Raw genomic sequence first — 16,054 nt, forward strand, 5'->3', positions numbered from 1 at the left:
CAAACTCATCCTTGTGTGCCGCCAACTGCTGAACATCAAAGGAATCCACGGCCATGGTGTACGCACCCTCCCAGGTATCGGACATAAGTTAAAACCTGACAAACCTGGCACGGAAAACCTTTCCCCGCGCCGCATCTGGCTTTGCAACTAAGTGTAAGGCATACTCCGGATTGGGATTTCTACAACTTCCCCGACAGCGCATCCAGACGCTGCTTACTCGGCCCCTCCAAGCCGATAATTTCCACCTCTTTGCCCCGGTCAGCAAACTTGACCCGCACAGAATCCAACGCCGCCACCGTAGAGGCATCCCAAATTTCGGCCTCCGACATATCGATGACAATCCGCTGCGCAGGATCGGTGTAGTCGAACTGGTACACCAGGTCGTTACTGGAGGCGAAGAACAGCTGACCCCGCACCTTGTACGTCCGGGAGTGGGCGCTGGGGTCGTCGTCAAGCACTTCGATCCTGACCAGGTGAGCGACACGGCGCGCGAACATCAGCGACGCCACGACCACGCCCGAAACCACACCGATGGCAAGGTTATCCGTCGCCAGCGTGGCGATGACCGTCACCAGCATCACCACCGTCTCCGAACGCGGCATCAGGCGCAATGTCCGCGGGGAGATCGAGCGCCAATCGATCGTGTCCACCGACACCACGACCATCACCGCGACCAGCGCCGCCATCGGAATCGCACCGACTGCGGAACTGAGCAGAAGGACCAAAATGAGCAGGAAGACGCCGGAAAAGAGCGTCGTCAAGCGAGTGCGTCCCGACGATTCCTTCACACCCACCATCGTCTGACCAATCATCGCGCAGCCAGCGATACCGCCGAAGAAACCGCCCGCGATATTCGCGACACCGAGCCCCCACGTCTCGCGGGTCTTGTCCGAATGCGTGTCCGTGATGTCGTCGACGAGTTTCGCCGTCATCAGTGATTCCATAATGCCGACGATCGCCACGCCAACCGAATACGGCGCAATCAGCTGCAGAGTCTCCCAGGTCAGCGGCACATTCGGGATCAGCAGCTGCGGGAGGGATTCCGGGAGCTCACCCATATCGCTCACGTTCGGCACGCGCCAATCCGCCAACACCGCAACAAGCGTGACGACGAGCACCGTTACCAGCGGAGCCGGAATCGCGGTGAACACACGGGGCAGGAACACCATAATTGCAATACCCAAGGCGACCAGCGGATATACTAGCCATGGCACATCGATGAGATGCTCGAGCTGCGCGGTGAAAATGAGGATGCCCAGAGCGTTGACAAAGCCAATCATGACCGCGCGGGGAATGAAACGCTGCAGCTTAGCGATCCCCAACGCCGCAAAAGCAATCTGCAACACGCCCGCGAGCAACACCGTCGGGATTAGGTAATCCATCCCGTACGTCCGCGACAGCGGCGCGACGACGAGCGCAACCGAACCAGCGGCAGCGGTAATCATGGCCGGGCGACCACCCGTGAAGGCAATCACGATGGCCATAATCACCGAGCTAAACAGCCCCACCGCCGGGTCCACGCCCGCCAAGATGGAAAACGAAATGACCTCGGGGATTAGCGCGAACGACACCGCTGCGCCGGCCAGCAGCTCGGTGCGCAGGCGCTTCGGTGAAGAAACTGCGAACCGGAAGGAGTCCCACACGCCCATCGGGGCTGGGACTTCTCGGGCCTGTGGCTGTTGTGGTTCTGGAGTTTCTAGCGGTTCTCGTGTTGCCTGTGGTGGCACTCGCATGTCGTTGGCATCGCTCATGCTCAGTATTCTTCCAGACCAGCGAACGCGAAACGCAACCACTTGTGGCCAAGGTATCCACCTATCGATGCGCTGCAGCGTGGCCATAAGTGAATAGCTCATCGATAGGTGAAATGGCCTGGCCAATATCGCGGGGATAAGTGCCGAAAAACATCGATAGGTCACAGGAAACCGTCGATAAGTGCCCGAAACCTTGCCACAAGTGCCAGAAGAACGCCGGGGATAAAAAAGGGGACCCCACGCACCCGTCAGAGCTCGCTGACCCTTGCTGCATTCCTGCCCTGGGGGAGTTCACGAGATGGACGCCACATGGGATCCGTGAAGACAGCCTACTACAGCTACGTACAAAAAGTCACGCCACTGTCAGGCCGACACTTTGTCACGCCACTGTTTGGCCGACAGTTTTAGTCTTGGTTCTTAGCCTTCAACGCCAAGTTCTCACCCGACTCAGAATCAAAGACATTCAACTTGTCCGTGTTGATGGCCAACGTAATCTTCTGACCTCGACGCACATTCGACTCCGCATCGACTCGAGCCACCAACATGGCGTGCGGGTTATCCGCCAGGCCAGCCTCCTCAGCTGCGGCATGACCCTTCAAATCAATTTCCGGGAGTGGGAAGTGAATGAACTGCTCGGAGCCCATCGCCTCCAGGACGGACACCTCGACCTCGACTGTTGGTGCATCGCAACTGTCGCCGGTCAGGACGGCATCTTCGAAGGCCTCTGGTCGCAAGCCGACGATAACCTTCCGGCCCGGAGCCAACTTTTCCGGGAGTGGCAGGTGGCCCAGGGCGGTGTCGACGCTGTGGCCGTCGTCAAGCACAGTAGCAGGCAGGAAGTTCATGGCGGGCGAGCCGATGAAGCCGGCGACGAAGACGTTGACCGGTCGGTGGTAGAGCTCTTGCGGAGCGCCAATTTGCTGGATAACGCCCTTTTTCAGCACAACGACGCGGTCGCCCAGCGTCATGGCCTCAGTTTGATCGTGTGTGACGTAGACAGTGGTGGTGCTGAGGCGTTCCTGCAGCTGGGCAATTTCGGTGCGCATCTGGACGCGGAGCTTGGCGTCCAGGTTTGAGAGCGGCTCGTCCATGAGGAAGACCTTCGGTCGGCGGACGATGGCGCGGCCCATCGCCACGCGCTGACGCTGACCACCCGAGAGATGCGCGGGCTTGCGGTCGAGGAACTCCGTCAGATCGAGAATTTCGGCGGCCTCGTTGACCTTCTTCTCGATCTCCTTCTTCGGCAGTTTTGCCAGCTTGAGCGGGAAAGCGATGTTCTCGCGGACGTTCATGTGCGGGTACAGCGCGTAGGACTGAAACACCATGGCGATATCACGGTCCTTCGGAGCGACATCGTTCATGCGCTCGCCGTCGATGAGCAGGTCACCTTCGGAGATGTCCTCCAGCCCTGCAATCATGTTCAGCATCGTCGACTTACCGCAACCGGAGGGGCCGACGAGGATGATGAACTCGCCGTCGTCGATTTTGAGATTCGCGTCTTCCACACCGATGTGACCATCAGGAAAGCGCTTGTACACGTGCTTTAGTTCAATTTCAGCCATTTTTAGCTCTAACCTTCTTTAGCCCTTCACTGCGCCGGAGGTAAGACCAGCGACAATTCGACGTTGGAAAATAACCACAAAGATGACAATCGGAATGGTGATGACAATCGCGGCAGCAGCAATGGAACCGGTCGGCTCCTCAAATTGCGACGAGCCGGTGAAGTTCGCCATCGCCGCCGGTGCCGTACGTGCCGCCTCCGTCGAGGTCAACGACACCGCCAACAGGAAGTCATTCCACGCGAAGATGAATACCAGAATTGCAGCGGTGACGATTCCCGGAATCGCCAGCGGCACCACCACCAGGCGGAATGCCTGGAACGGGGTCGCGCCATCCATTTGCGCTGCCTTCTCCAGCTCCCAGGGGATCTCCCGGAAGAAGGAGGACAGAATGAAAATCGCCATCGGGAGTGCGAAAGTGATGTACGGCAGAATCAGGCCCGGCCAGGTGTCGAACAGACCGAGCTTGCGCTCGATGTCGAACAACGGGCTGACCAGAGAGACCTGCGGGAACATGGCAATCAGCAGCGAGACTCCCAAAATCACCGACTTGCCCGGAAATTCCAGGCGAGCGATTGCGTAGGCCGCCATCGTGCCGACAATAACCGCCAGCAGCGTTGTGATCAGCCCAATACCAATCGAGTTGATCAGCGCGCGGGTAAATTCACTGGTCTGGAAGATGCCGCGGTAGTTATCCAACGTCCAATTGCGCGGGATGAAGTGGCCATCGTGCAGATCGGTTGTCGGCTTGAACGACAAGCTGGCAATCCACAGCACCGGCACCAGCGCGTAAATGACCACCAAAGCGATGCCGATTGTCCATGCGACGCGTTGCTTCGGTGTCTTATCCGTGTTGTGCACTGCAATCGCCTCCTAATTATTCTTGCCCGCGGCCGCGCCTGGCGACGAGGCCCCGAAGCCCTTGACGAACACAATTGCAATCAGCGCCACGCACACGAAGATCAACACCGAAATTGCTGAACCAATACCCAGGTTGAACGCCTTAAACAGGTTGTTGTAACCCAGAATCGACACCGAACCAGTGCCATTATTGCCCTTGGTCAGAATGTAGATGTTGTCGAACACTCGGAAAGCATCCAGAGTGCGGAACAGCAGAGCCACCACAATCGATGGCTTCATCAGCGGCAACGTGATCTTGAAAAAGCGCTGCCAGAAGCCCGCGCCATCCAACTCGGCCGCCTTGAGCGCGTCGTCAGGCACCAGCGCCAGACCCGCAAGAAGCAGCAGCGCCATGAATGGAGTCGTCTTCCAGATCTCAGCACCGATAATGATAAATATCGACGGCCATTGCTCCGTTAGCGGCGCGGTGCCGTCGGGAAGCAAATTGGCGAGATACCCCGTCCCCGGCGTCCACGCGTAATTCCACGAGTACGCCGCCGCCACCGTGACGATGCCGTACGGAATCAGCACCACCGTGCGGATCAGGCCGCGGCCGAAAATCGCGCGGTACATCACCATCGCGATAGCCATGCCAAGCACCAGCTCAACCGCCACCGAAACCAGCGTGATAAAAGCCGTCACGCCCAGCGCTTCCCACCAATAACTGCTGGTCAACACGGATGCGTAGTTCTGCAGACCGATAAACTCGCGGTCATCGGGGAAACGCAGATCGTAGCGCTGCAGCGACAGCCAAATCGCGTACCCAATGGGGTACGCCGTCACCGCCAGCATCAAAATCAGCGCAGGAGCCACCAACAGCAGACCGAGGCGACGCTCGGCGCGGCGCCCGTCGGAAAGCGTGGACTTAGTTTTCGTAGATTTATCAGACATTTACGGCACCAGGCCTTCCGAGTTCACGGCCGCCTGAAGCTCCTCATCAAGCGTGCCGACCAGCGTTTTCGCATCAACTTCCTCCGGCGGACTAATGTGCGACGCCATCAAAATCGACAACGACTGGTACGCAGGGGACTTCGGGCGCGTCACCACACCGGCCGTGCGTGGCGACGGCAACAGCGCCCGCTCCTCCTGCGACAGCTCAGCCGAATCGGATTCCTCCAACGTGTTCAACTGCTCGTAAATCTCGCGGTAAAACGGGTATTCCTCCTTGAATTCATCCGTGGCCTGCGTGTAAAGCTTCGTCAACGTCGGCGGCAGACCACCCTTCAACGCGTTGTTGAGCTGGTTTTGCTCATTGCGCAGGCAGTCGATGGCCTCGAAAGCGAGCTCCGGGTGCTTCGACGTCGACGGCACCGCAAGGTTAAGCCCACCAATCGTGACTTGCGCCGGTGTGCCCTCATCCATCGCCGGGTAGGTGGTCCAGGCCATGTCCTCGAAGACCTCCTTGGCCACCTGATTTCCCGACTCCGCCTTCTCCTTCGCACCGGCATACACGAATGGGTAATTCACCTGCGCAAATGCATCGCCGCGGTCGAATGCCAGACGAGCCTGGTTCTCATCCGACTGCGAAATCGACGGGTCATGCCCCTTCGCCGTGGCCACGCGATGCATGGTGCTCAAGGCGCGCTCCGCGGCATCGTTATCCGCAATTGTGACCGACTGCCCATCCGGTGCGACTAGCTGACCGCCCGCCGACGCTGTCATCGAATTGAGCCACACCACCGAGCCCTCAAACTGGGCAGCCTGGACGCCAATCATCGACGCCTTGCCCTCATCGGCGAGCCTCTCCCCCGTCGCGATTAAGTCATCCCACGTCTTCGGCGGGCCATCTACCAGCGATTTTCGGTACCACAGGAGCTGCGTATTCGTATTCAACGGCGCCCCGTAGAGCTGATCCTGCCACGTCGCAGTGTCCAACGGACCCGACAGGGTACCCTCCGTAACGCGCTCGGCCATATCTTCCGGGAGTGGGAGCGCCCAGCCCGCCTCCGCGAACTCCGGAGTCCACGTCACATCAAGGCCCATAATGTCGAACGAGGAATCCCCGCCCACAATGCGACGAGCCAACTGAAGACGCTGATCATCAGTCTGCTTCGCCGAAATGTCATACTCCAGGCGATACTTCCCGCCCGACGCATCCGAGCACTTCTGCGCCGCCTGCGCATACTGATCCGAACCATCCGCCGGACCCATAATCCGCAGTACCGGCGCCGAATCCTGCTGAGCCTCCGAACCACAACCCGCCACCAGCGTGGCGAGCGATACAGCCGACACCGCCGCGATGGCAGCTCGTAATTTCCGGCCAGAACCTAAAGAGCCGAAACGAGCACCTGTACGGTCGCGACCGGCTCTTCGGATTCTCGGGCGCTTATTAAACATAATGACCACTCCGTGCTTCGACGTACAAAACTAACTGTACTCCGGAGTGGCGTATATGGCTGAAAACATAAGAAAACCCCCGGCGATAACCGGGGGTTTTCAATCTGCGGAGGATGTGGGATTTGAACCCACGAGGGATGTGACTCCCGCACGCGTTCCAGGCGTGTGACATAGGCCGCTAGTCGAATCCTCCAACGTCGTTAAAGACTACCCAACAAATCCGATTTTCCCAAAACACGCCGACGAACAGGGGAAACGTAGAATTCAAGTGGCACTATCGACACCACCAGTGCAACCAACAACCGAAAGCAAAAGACGGCACCCGACCACCGACCGCTGACCGCCGTTTCGCTTCACGACGGCCACCCCACTCCCGGAATTTTTCCGGGAGTTACTTAGCCAGCCGAGCGATTGCCGCCGAGGCCTCCTCCAGCTTGGCATCCAACTCCTCCGGGCCGCCCTCAGCCGCATGCACCACGCAGTGATGAAGGTGAGCATCCAGAAGAGTCAACGCCAACGACTTCAACGCCGAATTCACCGCCGAAATCTGGGTCAAAACATCGATACAGTACTCTTCGTTCTCAATCATCCGACCAATGCCACGAACCTGCCCCTCAATGCGACGAATACGGGACTCATAACGCCGCTTCTCCGAGAGATAACCGGGATCAGTGGTGTCATGACAGCAAGAACCGTCGTCAAGCGAATGCAATTGCGACGAACAACAAGACTCACTCATGAGTTACTCCTTTTGATTATCTAGTTGACTCGGAGAAAAACCGCGCAGACGCAGACTGTTGCCGACCACAAAAACCGACGAAAACGCCATTGCAGCGCCAGCCAACATCGGATTCAACAACCCCAGTGCGGCGACAGGAATTGCCAAAACGTTGTAGAAAAACGCCCAAAAAAGATTTGACCGAATCGTGCGGAGCGTCCGGCGAGACAACCGCAGCGCATCCGCAGCCGCCAACAAATCACCACGCACCAGCGTGATATCCGCGGCCTCCATCGCCACATCGGTGCCCGTGCCCATCGCCATGCCCAAATCCGCCTGCGCAAGAGCCGCAGCATCATTAATGCCATCGCCGACCATCGCCACGGACGCGCCGCTGGCCTGCAACTTCTCAATCATCGCGACCTTATCCTCCGGCATCACTCCCGAAATCACGTCCTCGCGAGCAATACCGACCTTATCCGCAACGCGAAACGCAGGGCCGGCGGCGTCGCCGGTCAGCAGAATCGGCCGCACTCCCCACTCCCGGAATTTCGCGACCGCAGCCGCCGACGTCGGCTTCACCGAATCCGACACCTCCAACGTGCCCAGGAGCTCGCCGTCGCGGCGCACCGCAACCACCGTCCCCCCACTCCCGGAATTTTCCCCGGAGCGGCCGACCTCGATGCGGTGGCCGTCTACGGTGCCCTCAACCCCCACTCCCGGAATATCCCGGAAATCAGAAACCGGGAGTAGGGAATCCGGATCCGCCGCACGCACAATCGCCTGCGCAATCGGGTGGTGCGACGCCGCTTCCACCGAAGCGGCAAGCGGCACCAGATTTTCGGGAGTGGGAGGAACCTCCGTCACCTCCATCACACCCGTAGTCACCGTGCCGGTCTTATCCAGCACAACCGTGTCGACCTTCCGCGCCGACTCCAGCACCTCCGGGCCGCGCAACAACACACCCGCCTTGGCACCTTCACTCGTGCCGACCAGGAGCGCTGTGGGCGTCGCTAAGCCAAGCGCACACGGGCACGCGATGATGAGCACGGCGACCGCAGCCGTGACCGCCTCACTCGCGCCGTGCCCCGTGAGTAACCACCCACCGAGCGTGACCGCGGCGATCGCGATGACGGCGGGCACGAACACTCCCGAAACCCGGTCCGCTAGCCGCTGCACCGGTGCCTTGCCCGTCTGCGCCGCCTCGACCATCGCCGCCATCTGCGCCAACTGCGTCTCCGAGCCCACGCGCGTCGCCCGCACGAGCAACCGCCCAGACGTGTTAATCGTCGCCCCCGTCACCTCATCGCCAGGGCCGACCTCGACAGGCATCGGCTCGCCGGTCAGCATCGACGCATCCACCGCCGACGCGCCCTCCACGACAACGCCATCCGTCGCGATCTTCTCACCAGGCCTAACGACGAACACCACTCCCGGGCGGAGCTGTTCCACGGGCAGCCGCTTCTCCACTCCCGAACTTTCGAGAACGGAGACCTCCTTGGCGCCGAGCTTCATCAACTCCCGGAGCGCCTGACCAGCATTGCGCTTAGAACGCTTCTCGAAATAACGACCGAGCAGCACAAACATGATGATGCCGGCCATCGCCTCGAGGTAGATGTTCATATCAGCATCGCCGGGAGTGACCGTTAAGTGGAACTCGTGCTTAAGCCCCGGCAGCCCGGCGCGCCCGAAGAACAACGCCCAGACGCTCCAGAGGAACGAGGCGGTCGTACCCATGGTGATCAGCGTGTCCATGGTGACTTCACCATGACGCAGGTTCTTCAGCGTCGCGCGATGGAACGGCCAGCCGGCCCACACAAAGACCGGCGCCGAGAGCGTGAGGCACAGCCACTGCCAATTAGTGAATTGGAGGGCAGGAATCATCGACATCGCGATGACGGGAACCGTGAGGATGACAGCGCCGACGACGCGATTGCGCAGGTCCTGCAGCTCCCGGTCTTTTTCTTCGGGAGCAGCTTCCGGTTCCTGTTCGGACTCCTCCTGCGGAAGCTCAGCGGTGTAACCTGCCGCCACGATCGTGTCGATGAGTTGCTGCGGGTTGATGTCCGCCGGCGCCTCCACATGCGCCTTCTCGGTCGCATAGTTCACGCTCGCGTTAACTCCATCAAGTTTGTTCAGCTTGCGTTGAATACGGTTTGCGCACGACGCACACGTCATCCCGCCGACGGGGATATCAAGAGTGAGAAGTTGCTGCTCGGACATCTACTTTCCTCTTTTTTTGGGGGGTTAGTTTGCGACCGCCTTGTAGCCAGCTTCATCCACTGCTGCGATTACGGCAGCGGTGTCGATGTCTGCCTCCGAAGTCACGGAGAGGAAATTCCGGGAGCGGTCAACCTGGACATCGGTGATTCCCGGGAGTTCAGAGACTTCCTCCCGCACCGACGCCTCGCAGTGCCCGCATGTCATGCCAGTAACAGTAAAAGTTTGATTAGCCATACCCCAACATATACCCCCTACGGGTATATATGTAAAGCTATTCGCGCTGACGGTAGCCCGAGTAGGCCCGCCCCGCGAGAGCTGTCGGGAAGGCAAGGTTGAATTCGGGCGGCGCGTGCGGAGACGGCGGGTGACGGTAGACCGCGCCGGAGCCGTCGTCACGCTCGAGGTGCCCGTTGAGGCCTTGCCTGTCGTCATCGTTGGCGGCGTTGTGCTCTTTGCAGGTCATAACCATGTTTTCCATGGTCGTGGCGCCCCCGTTTTTCCTGGCGACCAGGTGATGGGCCTGCCCGGCGTGGGCGGGGCGCGGGCACCCGGGCCACGCGCAGATGGGGTTGTCGAGGATCATCGCAATGCGCTGCTCCTCCGTCGCCAGGCGCGGGTTGTGCATCGGGAGTAGGTCGGTCGGCGTGTTGTGCTCGTCGTAGACCAGCACCCAGCCGGTGTCTGCGAGCAGCGCCTCGACGAATTGTCCGGGAGTGAGGACGGAGCCGTTGGAGGTCGCCGCAAACCGCGGGCTGTACTCCACGATGTCTTGCGCGGTTACGATGAGCGCGGGCTGGTAACGGAGCTTATCGACGTCGTCAAGCGGCCCTTCCGACCCGTGCGCCAGGCGCTCTGCCAGCGCTTGACCGACGCACCGATCCCGGGTGTAGTCCTCGTGCGCTTTGGCGATTTCGGCTGCACGCACGGTCAGCGGCGCGACCAGGTCGTCAATCATGTTCGCCGGACCGGTGACCTGCAGGTGCTTCATCCCGCGAATGTCCGGATTCCGGGAGACGTGGGCGCGCAGGTGCTGCGGCGGCTCGTCGGTGCGGTTGAGCTCCTTGACCTTGGTCCGCATGTAGGTGTCGAGGCCCTCGAAGTCGTAGGCCGCGGCGGCGCGGGTGAAGTCCAGGCGGTAGTACTCCCGGATTTCGACATTGTTGAGCTGCCCGGAGCGCTTGTCGATCTGCATGACCGTGTCCAGCGACAGCTTTAGCTCCCGGGCAATCGCGACGGCTTTGTCGCGGGATTCGACATCAACATCCTTCTCGACGGTGCCGAACAGCCGCTCGGCGCAACGCAGCAGGCGCTTGAGCCGGAAGGGGTCGAAGCCGATGCTGGCCGCCAACTCCCGGTGCCCGGTGGATTTTTCCGGGAGTGCGGCGCGCAGGTCGGCGAGCACGTCAATCCCCCGTGTCGCCAGCGCGCTGAGCAGTCCCAATGTCGTCATGGGGCTAAGGCTAGCGTCCGGGAGGGGACGGCTCCAATCGCTTTTTGGCGTTGTCCACAGCCGTCGTAAAGCATGCACAATCTGCACAAACGGGCTTGACGACGCACTCCCGAAAGTGCCCTACCGGAACGCAACCTCTCCCACCGGCCGACGCAACTTCCGGGAGTGGAGGGTGTCGGGAGCGGTGGCCATGTCCTCGCACGCGCGCACGGCGGCCATGAGGTGCTCCTCCTTGGAGGATTGGTAGAACTCGCGGGCAGATTTCGGGAGTTTGGGTTTGTCGTGCAGTGGCATGTCGGAGACGCTGAGCAGCGCGCCGTAGGGCACGCGGAAGCGGTAGCCGTTGGCGGCGATGGTGGCGGATTCCATTTCGACGCCGATGGCGGTGGATTTCTGCAGCTCCCGGTAGAGGTCGGTCTGGGAGCGCCACTCCCAGTTGCGATCGGAGGTCGACAGCACGGTGCCGGTGCGCAGGCGCTTTTTCAGTTCGTCGCCGGAAAGCCCGGAGACGCGGGCGAGCGCGTTGGTGACGGCGAGCTGAATTTCCGCAATCGGCGGGATGGGCTTTTCCAGGGGCACGTAGTTATCGAGGACTCCGTCAGCGCGGTCGTAACCGTTGGCGAGAATCATGTCGCCGATGCGCATGCGGCCGTCGAGGCCGGCGCAGTGTCCGACCATCATCCAGCAGTGCGGGCGCGTGACGGCGAGGCAGTCGGTGATGGTTTTGGCATTGGAGGGGCCGACACCGATGTCGATGATGGTGATGCCGCATTTGTCGTCGCGAAGCAGGTGGTACGCCGGCATCTGCGAGGCGTGCGCGTGCTCACGGCAAATTCCGGGAGTGGGGATGGCGCCGATGTCGTAGCGCTTCCCACCCGGGCACACCAGCGCCGTGTACCCGTGCGGATTTCCGGGAGTGAGGGTGGCGGCATATTCGAGGAACACGTCGGTGTGCAGCTGGTAGTTGGTGAACAGTACGAAGCGCTGGATGTTTGCGGCGTGCGACCCGGTGTAGTGCTCAAGGCGCTGGAGGGCGAGGTCGATGCGCTGGGCGGTAAAGAGGCTCAAGGGTTTGACGAGAAGGCCCAGGTAATCGGCTTCACCGTCGGCGATGGTGTCGTCGATGCAGGCGGAGTCGATGGGGGTAAACGTTTTCTCCACTGCCGCCAACATGCTTGCCGACGCCCCTTCCCTCCTCGCCGCTTCCTCGGCGGCCGCATCGAAGCCGCGGCACATCCGGAGTGGGATGGGCTGGTCGGAGACGCGCACCTCAACTTCGCCGCCGTGGTTGGTGAGCAGGTCGGTGATTTGCTCTATGAGGTAGGTGCGGAACATCACCGGGCGAGTGATGGTGGTGGCGTACACTCCCGGGCGGTCGACGAAGCCGTGTGACAGGGAGGGGTCGACATCCTCGACGGCGCTGCCGGCTGGGACGGTGAAGCGTAGTTCGGGGTAGTAGGCGCGCACCGGCCCACTCCCGGAATTTCCGTTAGTGGCGGCGGTGTACTGCTCGATTAGGTAGGCCATTCCCGCTCGGTGGATTTCGGTGAGCCGGTCGACGGCTGCGGCGGCGTCGGTGTAGAAATCGCCTTCGCCTTCGGTGGGCCAGAACGGGGGTGTTGCGGAGTCTCGTACCTGCATATCCCAAGGCTAGGCGGAGAGTTTCCCGCTCGCATCCGCGCCGCGCTCATCACCACGCTCATGCACGCGCCGCGCTCATCCACGCAATGCCGCATCCATCACGCGAAGCTCACTGCACCAAGCTCAGTGCCGACTCCACACTCCCTCACGGCTGCGGCGGACTTCAAAGACCTGGTGCACGTGGTAGCCACCGACGGTGGGGATGGTGAGGAAGTGGCGGCCGTCGTCAAGCTCATGCCAGAGGATGCGACCGTAGCGTACGCCGTCGCGGACGTGGGCGCTGAGGTAGTCGGCGCGTTGTTGGCCGCGGAGGGTGGCGTAGAAGGCGGGGTCGACGGGGAGTTGGACGAGATTCCGGGAGTGGGGGTCGATGTCGGCTTCTTGCAGCCGGATGGCGACGGGCCGACTGTCAACGAGGAGGTCAGCGGTGTGACGGCTGAGGTGGATGATGTGGACGTCGCTGATTGTGGTGTGCATTTGGCGCTCCTATTCGCTCTTCCCCGCAGGCGGTCTGTGGGGCTGATCTTCCTTTGGGGCACCGGGTCCGCGAATCGGGCGGTTGCCTATCGACGCTGTCAAAGGCCATTTCTCGTCGATATCTTGTGATCGTGTCGCCCACCCTAACACCAACTAGACAGCTTTGTCTACCATCTCCCGCACGCTTTACGACGAAGCCCCCACCTTCCACTCCCGAAAGCTACCGCCTTCCACCTCGCCCGCTGACTACCCCTTCCCCATCAGCACCAGAACCACCAGCGCCACGTTGAGCGCGATGATGAGTCCGCAGATAACCCACGCGACCCGGCGCAGTAGCGGGGTGTTGGCCCAGATACCCATCTCGGCATGCGAGGAGGTCATGCGCACCAGCGGAACCAGCGCAAACGGGATACCAATCGACAGCACCACCTGGCTGAGCACCAGCGCCCACGTCGGCTCCACGCCGCTGGCGATAATGAGCAGCGCCGGAATGATGGTGACTATGCGGCGCACCAGCATCGGCACGTGCACCTTCAGTAGGTCGCGCATAATCAGGTCGCCGGCGTAGCAGCCGACGGAGGACGACGCCAGCCCGGAGGCCAACAACCCAACCGCAAAAAGCACGCCCACTACAGGGCCGAGCGCGCTGGTCACGGCGGCGTGCGCGCCTTCGATGGAGTCGGTCCCCTCCACTCCCGGAAGTGCTTCGGCTGCGAGACACAGCATGCCAATATTCACCGACCCAGCCAGCACGAGCGCACCGAATACATCGATACGCGTGGCACGCAGGTGTTGGCGCAGCGAGGCATCATCTTCCACCTTGTACTCGCGGTCGCGCACCAGCCCGGAGTGCAGGTAGACCGCATGCGGCATCACGGTCGCACCCAACATGGACGCCGCCAGTACCACGGTGTGCGCACCCTGGAAGCGTGGCAGAATTCCGCTGGCCATCTCCCCGAGACTCAAGCCCGTGACAAACAGCCCGGCCAGGAACCCCACCGTAATGACCAGCAGGAACGCCACAATCACGCCTTCAAAAGTGCGTTGCGAACGCCCACCCTGCAGCAGCAACAGCCCCAGCGAGACCACGCCGACAATGACGCCGCCAAGCAGCATCGGCGTTCCGAAAAGCAGATACAGCGCCGTGGCACCACCAATAATTTCCGCCACATCCGTCGCTGCCGCCACAATCTCGGCCTGCACCCAGTACGCCAGTCGCCCCGGCCGGTTCGAACCAAAGCGGTCGGCAACGCCTGCGGTCAGCGACCGCCCCGTCACCAGGCCGTACTTCGCCGACAGGTACTGCACAACCATCGCCATGAGGTTGGACACCACCAGCACCCACAGCAGCAGATACCCGTAGCTAGCCCCCGCAGACAGGTTCGCAGCCACATTTCCGGGGTCCACGTAGGCAATCGCCGCCACAAACGCAGGCCCCAGCAGACTCATCATGGGCTTGCTTGACGACGTCACTTGCGACCCCTGTGTCCCTGAATCATTCATGGGACCATTATTTCACAACATTGATACCAATTGTTCAATCAACCCAAGATTTGTGCAGCCATGGTGCCACCGAGATTTACCAGGCGGTCGGAGATCTCGTCGTCAAGCGAACCGACAAACACGACGGGTTCGGCCGCAAGCTCCCACTTGTAGCCGGTCGTGATGGTTTTCATGGCATTTTCCGCGCCGGTGGTGTCGAAACCGCCGCGGATCCAGTAGGAAAATGGCAGCCCCTTAGTGGCTTCCTGCGCCTCCCGGAAGGTGGTGTCGAAGAAGTGCTTCAGCGCGCCGGAGATGTAACCGAAGTTGGCGGAGGTGCCGAGCAGAATGGCGTCAGCACTGGTCAGGTCGTCGATGGTGGCATCGAGAGCCTCGACGACCTTGACATCCACGCCCTCTAGCGCGGGATCGTTGGCGCCCTCGAGCACGTGGCTTAAGACTTCCTGCAGGAGCGGGGTTGGGGAATGGTGGACGACAAGAAGAGTAGGCATGTCCCGAGGGTAACGAAGTCAAAGTGAGAGTGCGGTGGCTTTTCTCGAGCTAGACCCCGGCGCGAACCACACTCTAGGCAGCGCCAACCCGATTAATGTGCTGGATAAACTATGCAAACAACGAGAATAGAGAAGTAGGACACCAGGATGAATCGCTTCCACAATCTCGCCGCTGCCACACTCCTCTTAGCCTTGACTTGCTACATTGGACTGTTTTTCGTCAGCACTGCACTCTCCGATGCCTGGACAATACCCCTCTCTGTCGGAGTCTTCGGATTCGGCCTAATCGGCTTCCTAACAGCGCTAAAAGCCCGGTCAAACGGTTTGGTAATTACGACGGCACTAGTTGCTTTCGCACTCTTGCCCCTAACGTATGCACTAGCCGTAGTTCTCGGCGGGCCCTAGAAAATCACCTGTCCGCGAGGAATTTCCAGACCCGCACGCAGAGCTTCCGGGAGGTCAGCGATGGAGTCAAGTTCTGCGCCGCCATCACTACCATCGCCACCATCACTGCCGTTACCGCCACCGCCACTCAGCGAACCCAGAATCCACCGCTGCGCTGCATCCGCGGGCACCTCGCCGAGAGTCACGTCGCCATCACGCTTGGACAACCGGCGCCCCTTAGAGTTCACCACCAGTGGAACGTGCACGAACGAAGGCGTCGCATACCCCAAAAGACCAGCCAAGTACGCCTGGCGCGGGGCGGAGGACATCAGATCATCGCCACGCACAACCTCGGTCACACCCTGCTCGGCATCATCGACGACGACCGCGAGGTTGTAGGCCCACATGCCATCGGCACGCTGGAGGACAAAGTCATCGATCGGGGCGGTAATCTCGCCATGCAGCTCATCGGTCGCAGTCCCCTCACACACCTGTGATTTCAGGCGTAACGACGGCCTTCTCCCAGCCGCCGCAAATTCGGCCTTCTTCGCGGAGAGGTGCTCGTCGTCAAGCGAACGGCACGTGCCGGGATACTGACCTGGCACGCCATGGGGCGCGGA

The 16,054-nt window shown here is 60.9% G+C and carries 14 protein-coding genes, 1 tRNA gene, 1 other RNA gene and 1 riboswitch; all 16 genes read right to left on the reverse strand.

Going from position 1 to position 16,054, the window contains the following annotated elements; genetic code table 11:
- Positions 1 to 179 precede the first annotated feature (179 nt).
- Entirely contained in the window at positions 180 to 1,649 is a 1,470-nt protein-coding gene (locus HMPREF3011_RS09880) for a SulP family inorganic anion transporter (protein ID WP_070841464.1), read from the reverse strand.
- Positions 1,650 to 1,977: 328 nt separating this feature from the next.
- An RNA gene (ffs, locus tag HMPREF3011_RS09885) (signal recognition particle sRNA small type) lies at positions 1,978 to 2,072 on the reverse strand.
- Positions 2,073 to 2,155: 83 nt separating this feature from the next.
- Positions 2,156 to 3,313: an ABC transporter ATP-binding protein gene (locus tag HMPREF3011_RS09890; RefSeq protein WP_070841465.1), complete on the reverse strand. Its 1,158-nt coding sequence runs from the start codon at positions 3,311 to 3,313 to the stop codon at positions 2,156 to 2,158.
- Between the two features lie 18 nt (positions 3,314 to 3,331).
- Positions 3,332 to 4,171 (reverse strand): carbohydrate ABC transporter permease, encoded by an 840-nt coding sequence (locus HMPREF3011_RS09895; RefSeq protein WP_210401652.1) that lies wholly within the window; start codon positions 4,169 to 4,171, stop codon positions 3,332 to 3,334.
- 12 nt (positions 4,172 to 4,183) lie between these two features.
- Positions 4,184 to 5,101, reverse strand: a complete 918-nt coding sequence (locus HMPREF3011_RS09900) for a carbohydrate ABC transporter permease (protein WP_049181424.1) — start codon at positions 5,099 to 5,101, stop codon at positions 4,184 to 4,186.
- On the reverse strand, positions 5,102 to 6,451 hold the full coding sequence (locus HMPREF3011_RS09905) for an extracellular solute-binding protein (RefSeq protein ID WP_070841557.1): 1,350 nt from the start codon (positions 6,449 to 6,451) through the stop codon (positions 5,102 to 5,104).
- A 203-nt stretch (positions 6,452 to 6,654) separates the two neighbouring features.
- Positions 6,655 to 6,740: transfer RNA gene (locus HMPREF3011_RS09910), tRNA-Ser, on the reverse strand.
- 198 nt (positions 6,741 to 6,938) lie between these two features.
- Positions 6,939 to 7,286, reverse strand: coding sequence for a metal-sensitive transcriptional regulator (locus HMPREF3011_RS09915; protein WP_070628716.1), 348 nt, complete (start codon positions 7,284 to 7,286; stop codon positions 6,939 to 6,941).
- Between the two features lie 3 nt (positions 7,287 to 7,289).
- Positions 7,290 to 9,488 carry a heavy metal translocating P-type ATPase gene (locus tag HMPREF3011_RS09920; protein WP_070841467.1) on the reverse strand — a complete coding sequence of 733 codons (2,199 nt, stop codon included), beginning with the start codon at positions 9,486 to 9,488 and terminating at the stop codon, positions 7,290 to 7,292.
- Positions 9,489 to 9,512: 24 nt separating this feature from the next.
- Positions 9,513 to 9,722, reverse strand: coding sequence for a heavy-metal-associated domain-containing protein (locus HMPREF3011_RS09925; protein WP_038627335.1), 210 nt, complete (start codon positions 9,720 to 9,722; stop codon positions 9,513 to 9,515).
- A 37-nt stretch (positions 9,723 to 9,759) separates the two neighbouring features.
- Positions 9,760 to 10,938: an HNH endonuclease signature motif containing protein gene (locus tag HMPREF3011_RS09930; RefSeq protein ID WP_049181418.1), complete on the reverse strand. Its 1,179-nt coding sequence runs from the start codon at positions 10,936 to 10,938 to the stop codon at positions 9,760 to 9,762.
- 120 nt (positions 10,939 to 11,058) lie between these two features.
- Entirely contained in the window at positions 11,059 to 12,579 is a 1,521-nt protein-coding gene (locus HMPREF3011_RS09935; RefSeq protein WP_070559676.1) for an AMP nucleosidase, read from the reverse strand.
- A gap of 123 nt (positions 12,580 to 12,702) precedes the next feature.
- Entirely contained in the window at positions 12,703 to 13,056 is a 354-nt protein-coding gene (locus tag HMPREF3011_RS09940) for a hypothetical protein (protein ID WP_070841468.1), read from the reverse strand.
- Between the two features lie 10 nt (positions 13,057 to 13,066).
- A riboswitch (SAM riboswitch) is annotated at positions 13,067 to 13,187 on the reverse strand.
- Between the two features lie 115 nt (positions 13,188 to 13,302).
- Positions 13,303 to 14,559 (reverse strand): Nramp family divalent metal transporter, encoded by a 1,257-nt coding sequence (locus HMPREF3011_RS09945; protein WP_049181409.1) that lies wholly within the window; start codon positions 14,557 to 14,559, stop codon positions 13,303 to 13,305.
- A 38-nt stretch (positions 14,560 to 14,597) separates the two neighbouring features.
- Entirely contained in the window at positions 14,598 to 15,050 is a 453-nt protein-coding gene (locus HMPREF3011_RS09950) for a flavodoxin family protein (protein WP_070841469.1), read from the reverse strand.
- Positions 15,051 to 15,451: 401 nt separating this feature from the next.
- Positions 15,452 to 16,054: glutamate--tRNA ligase family protein (locus HMPREF3011_RS11505; protein ID WP_246821512.1), on the reverse strand; the 603-nt coding region annotated here is incomplete at its 5' end.

The organism is Corynebacterium sp. HMSC074C04, from assembly GCF_001838295.1.
In the GTDB taxonomy this organism is placed as follows: Bacteria; Actinomycetota; Actinomycetes; order Mycobacteriales; family Mycobacteriaceae; genus Corynebacterium; species Corynebacterium amycolatum.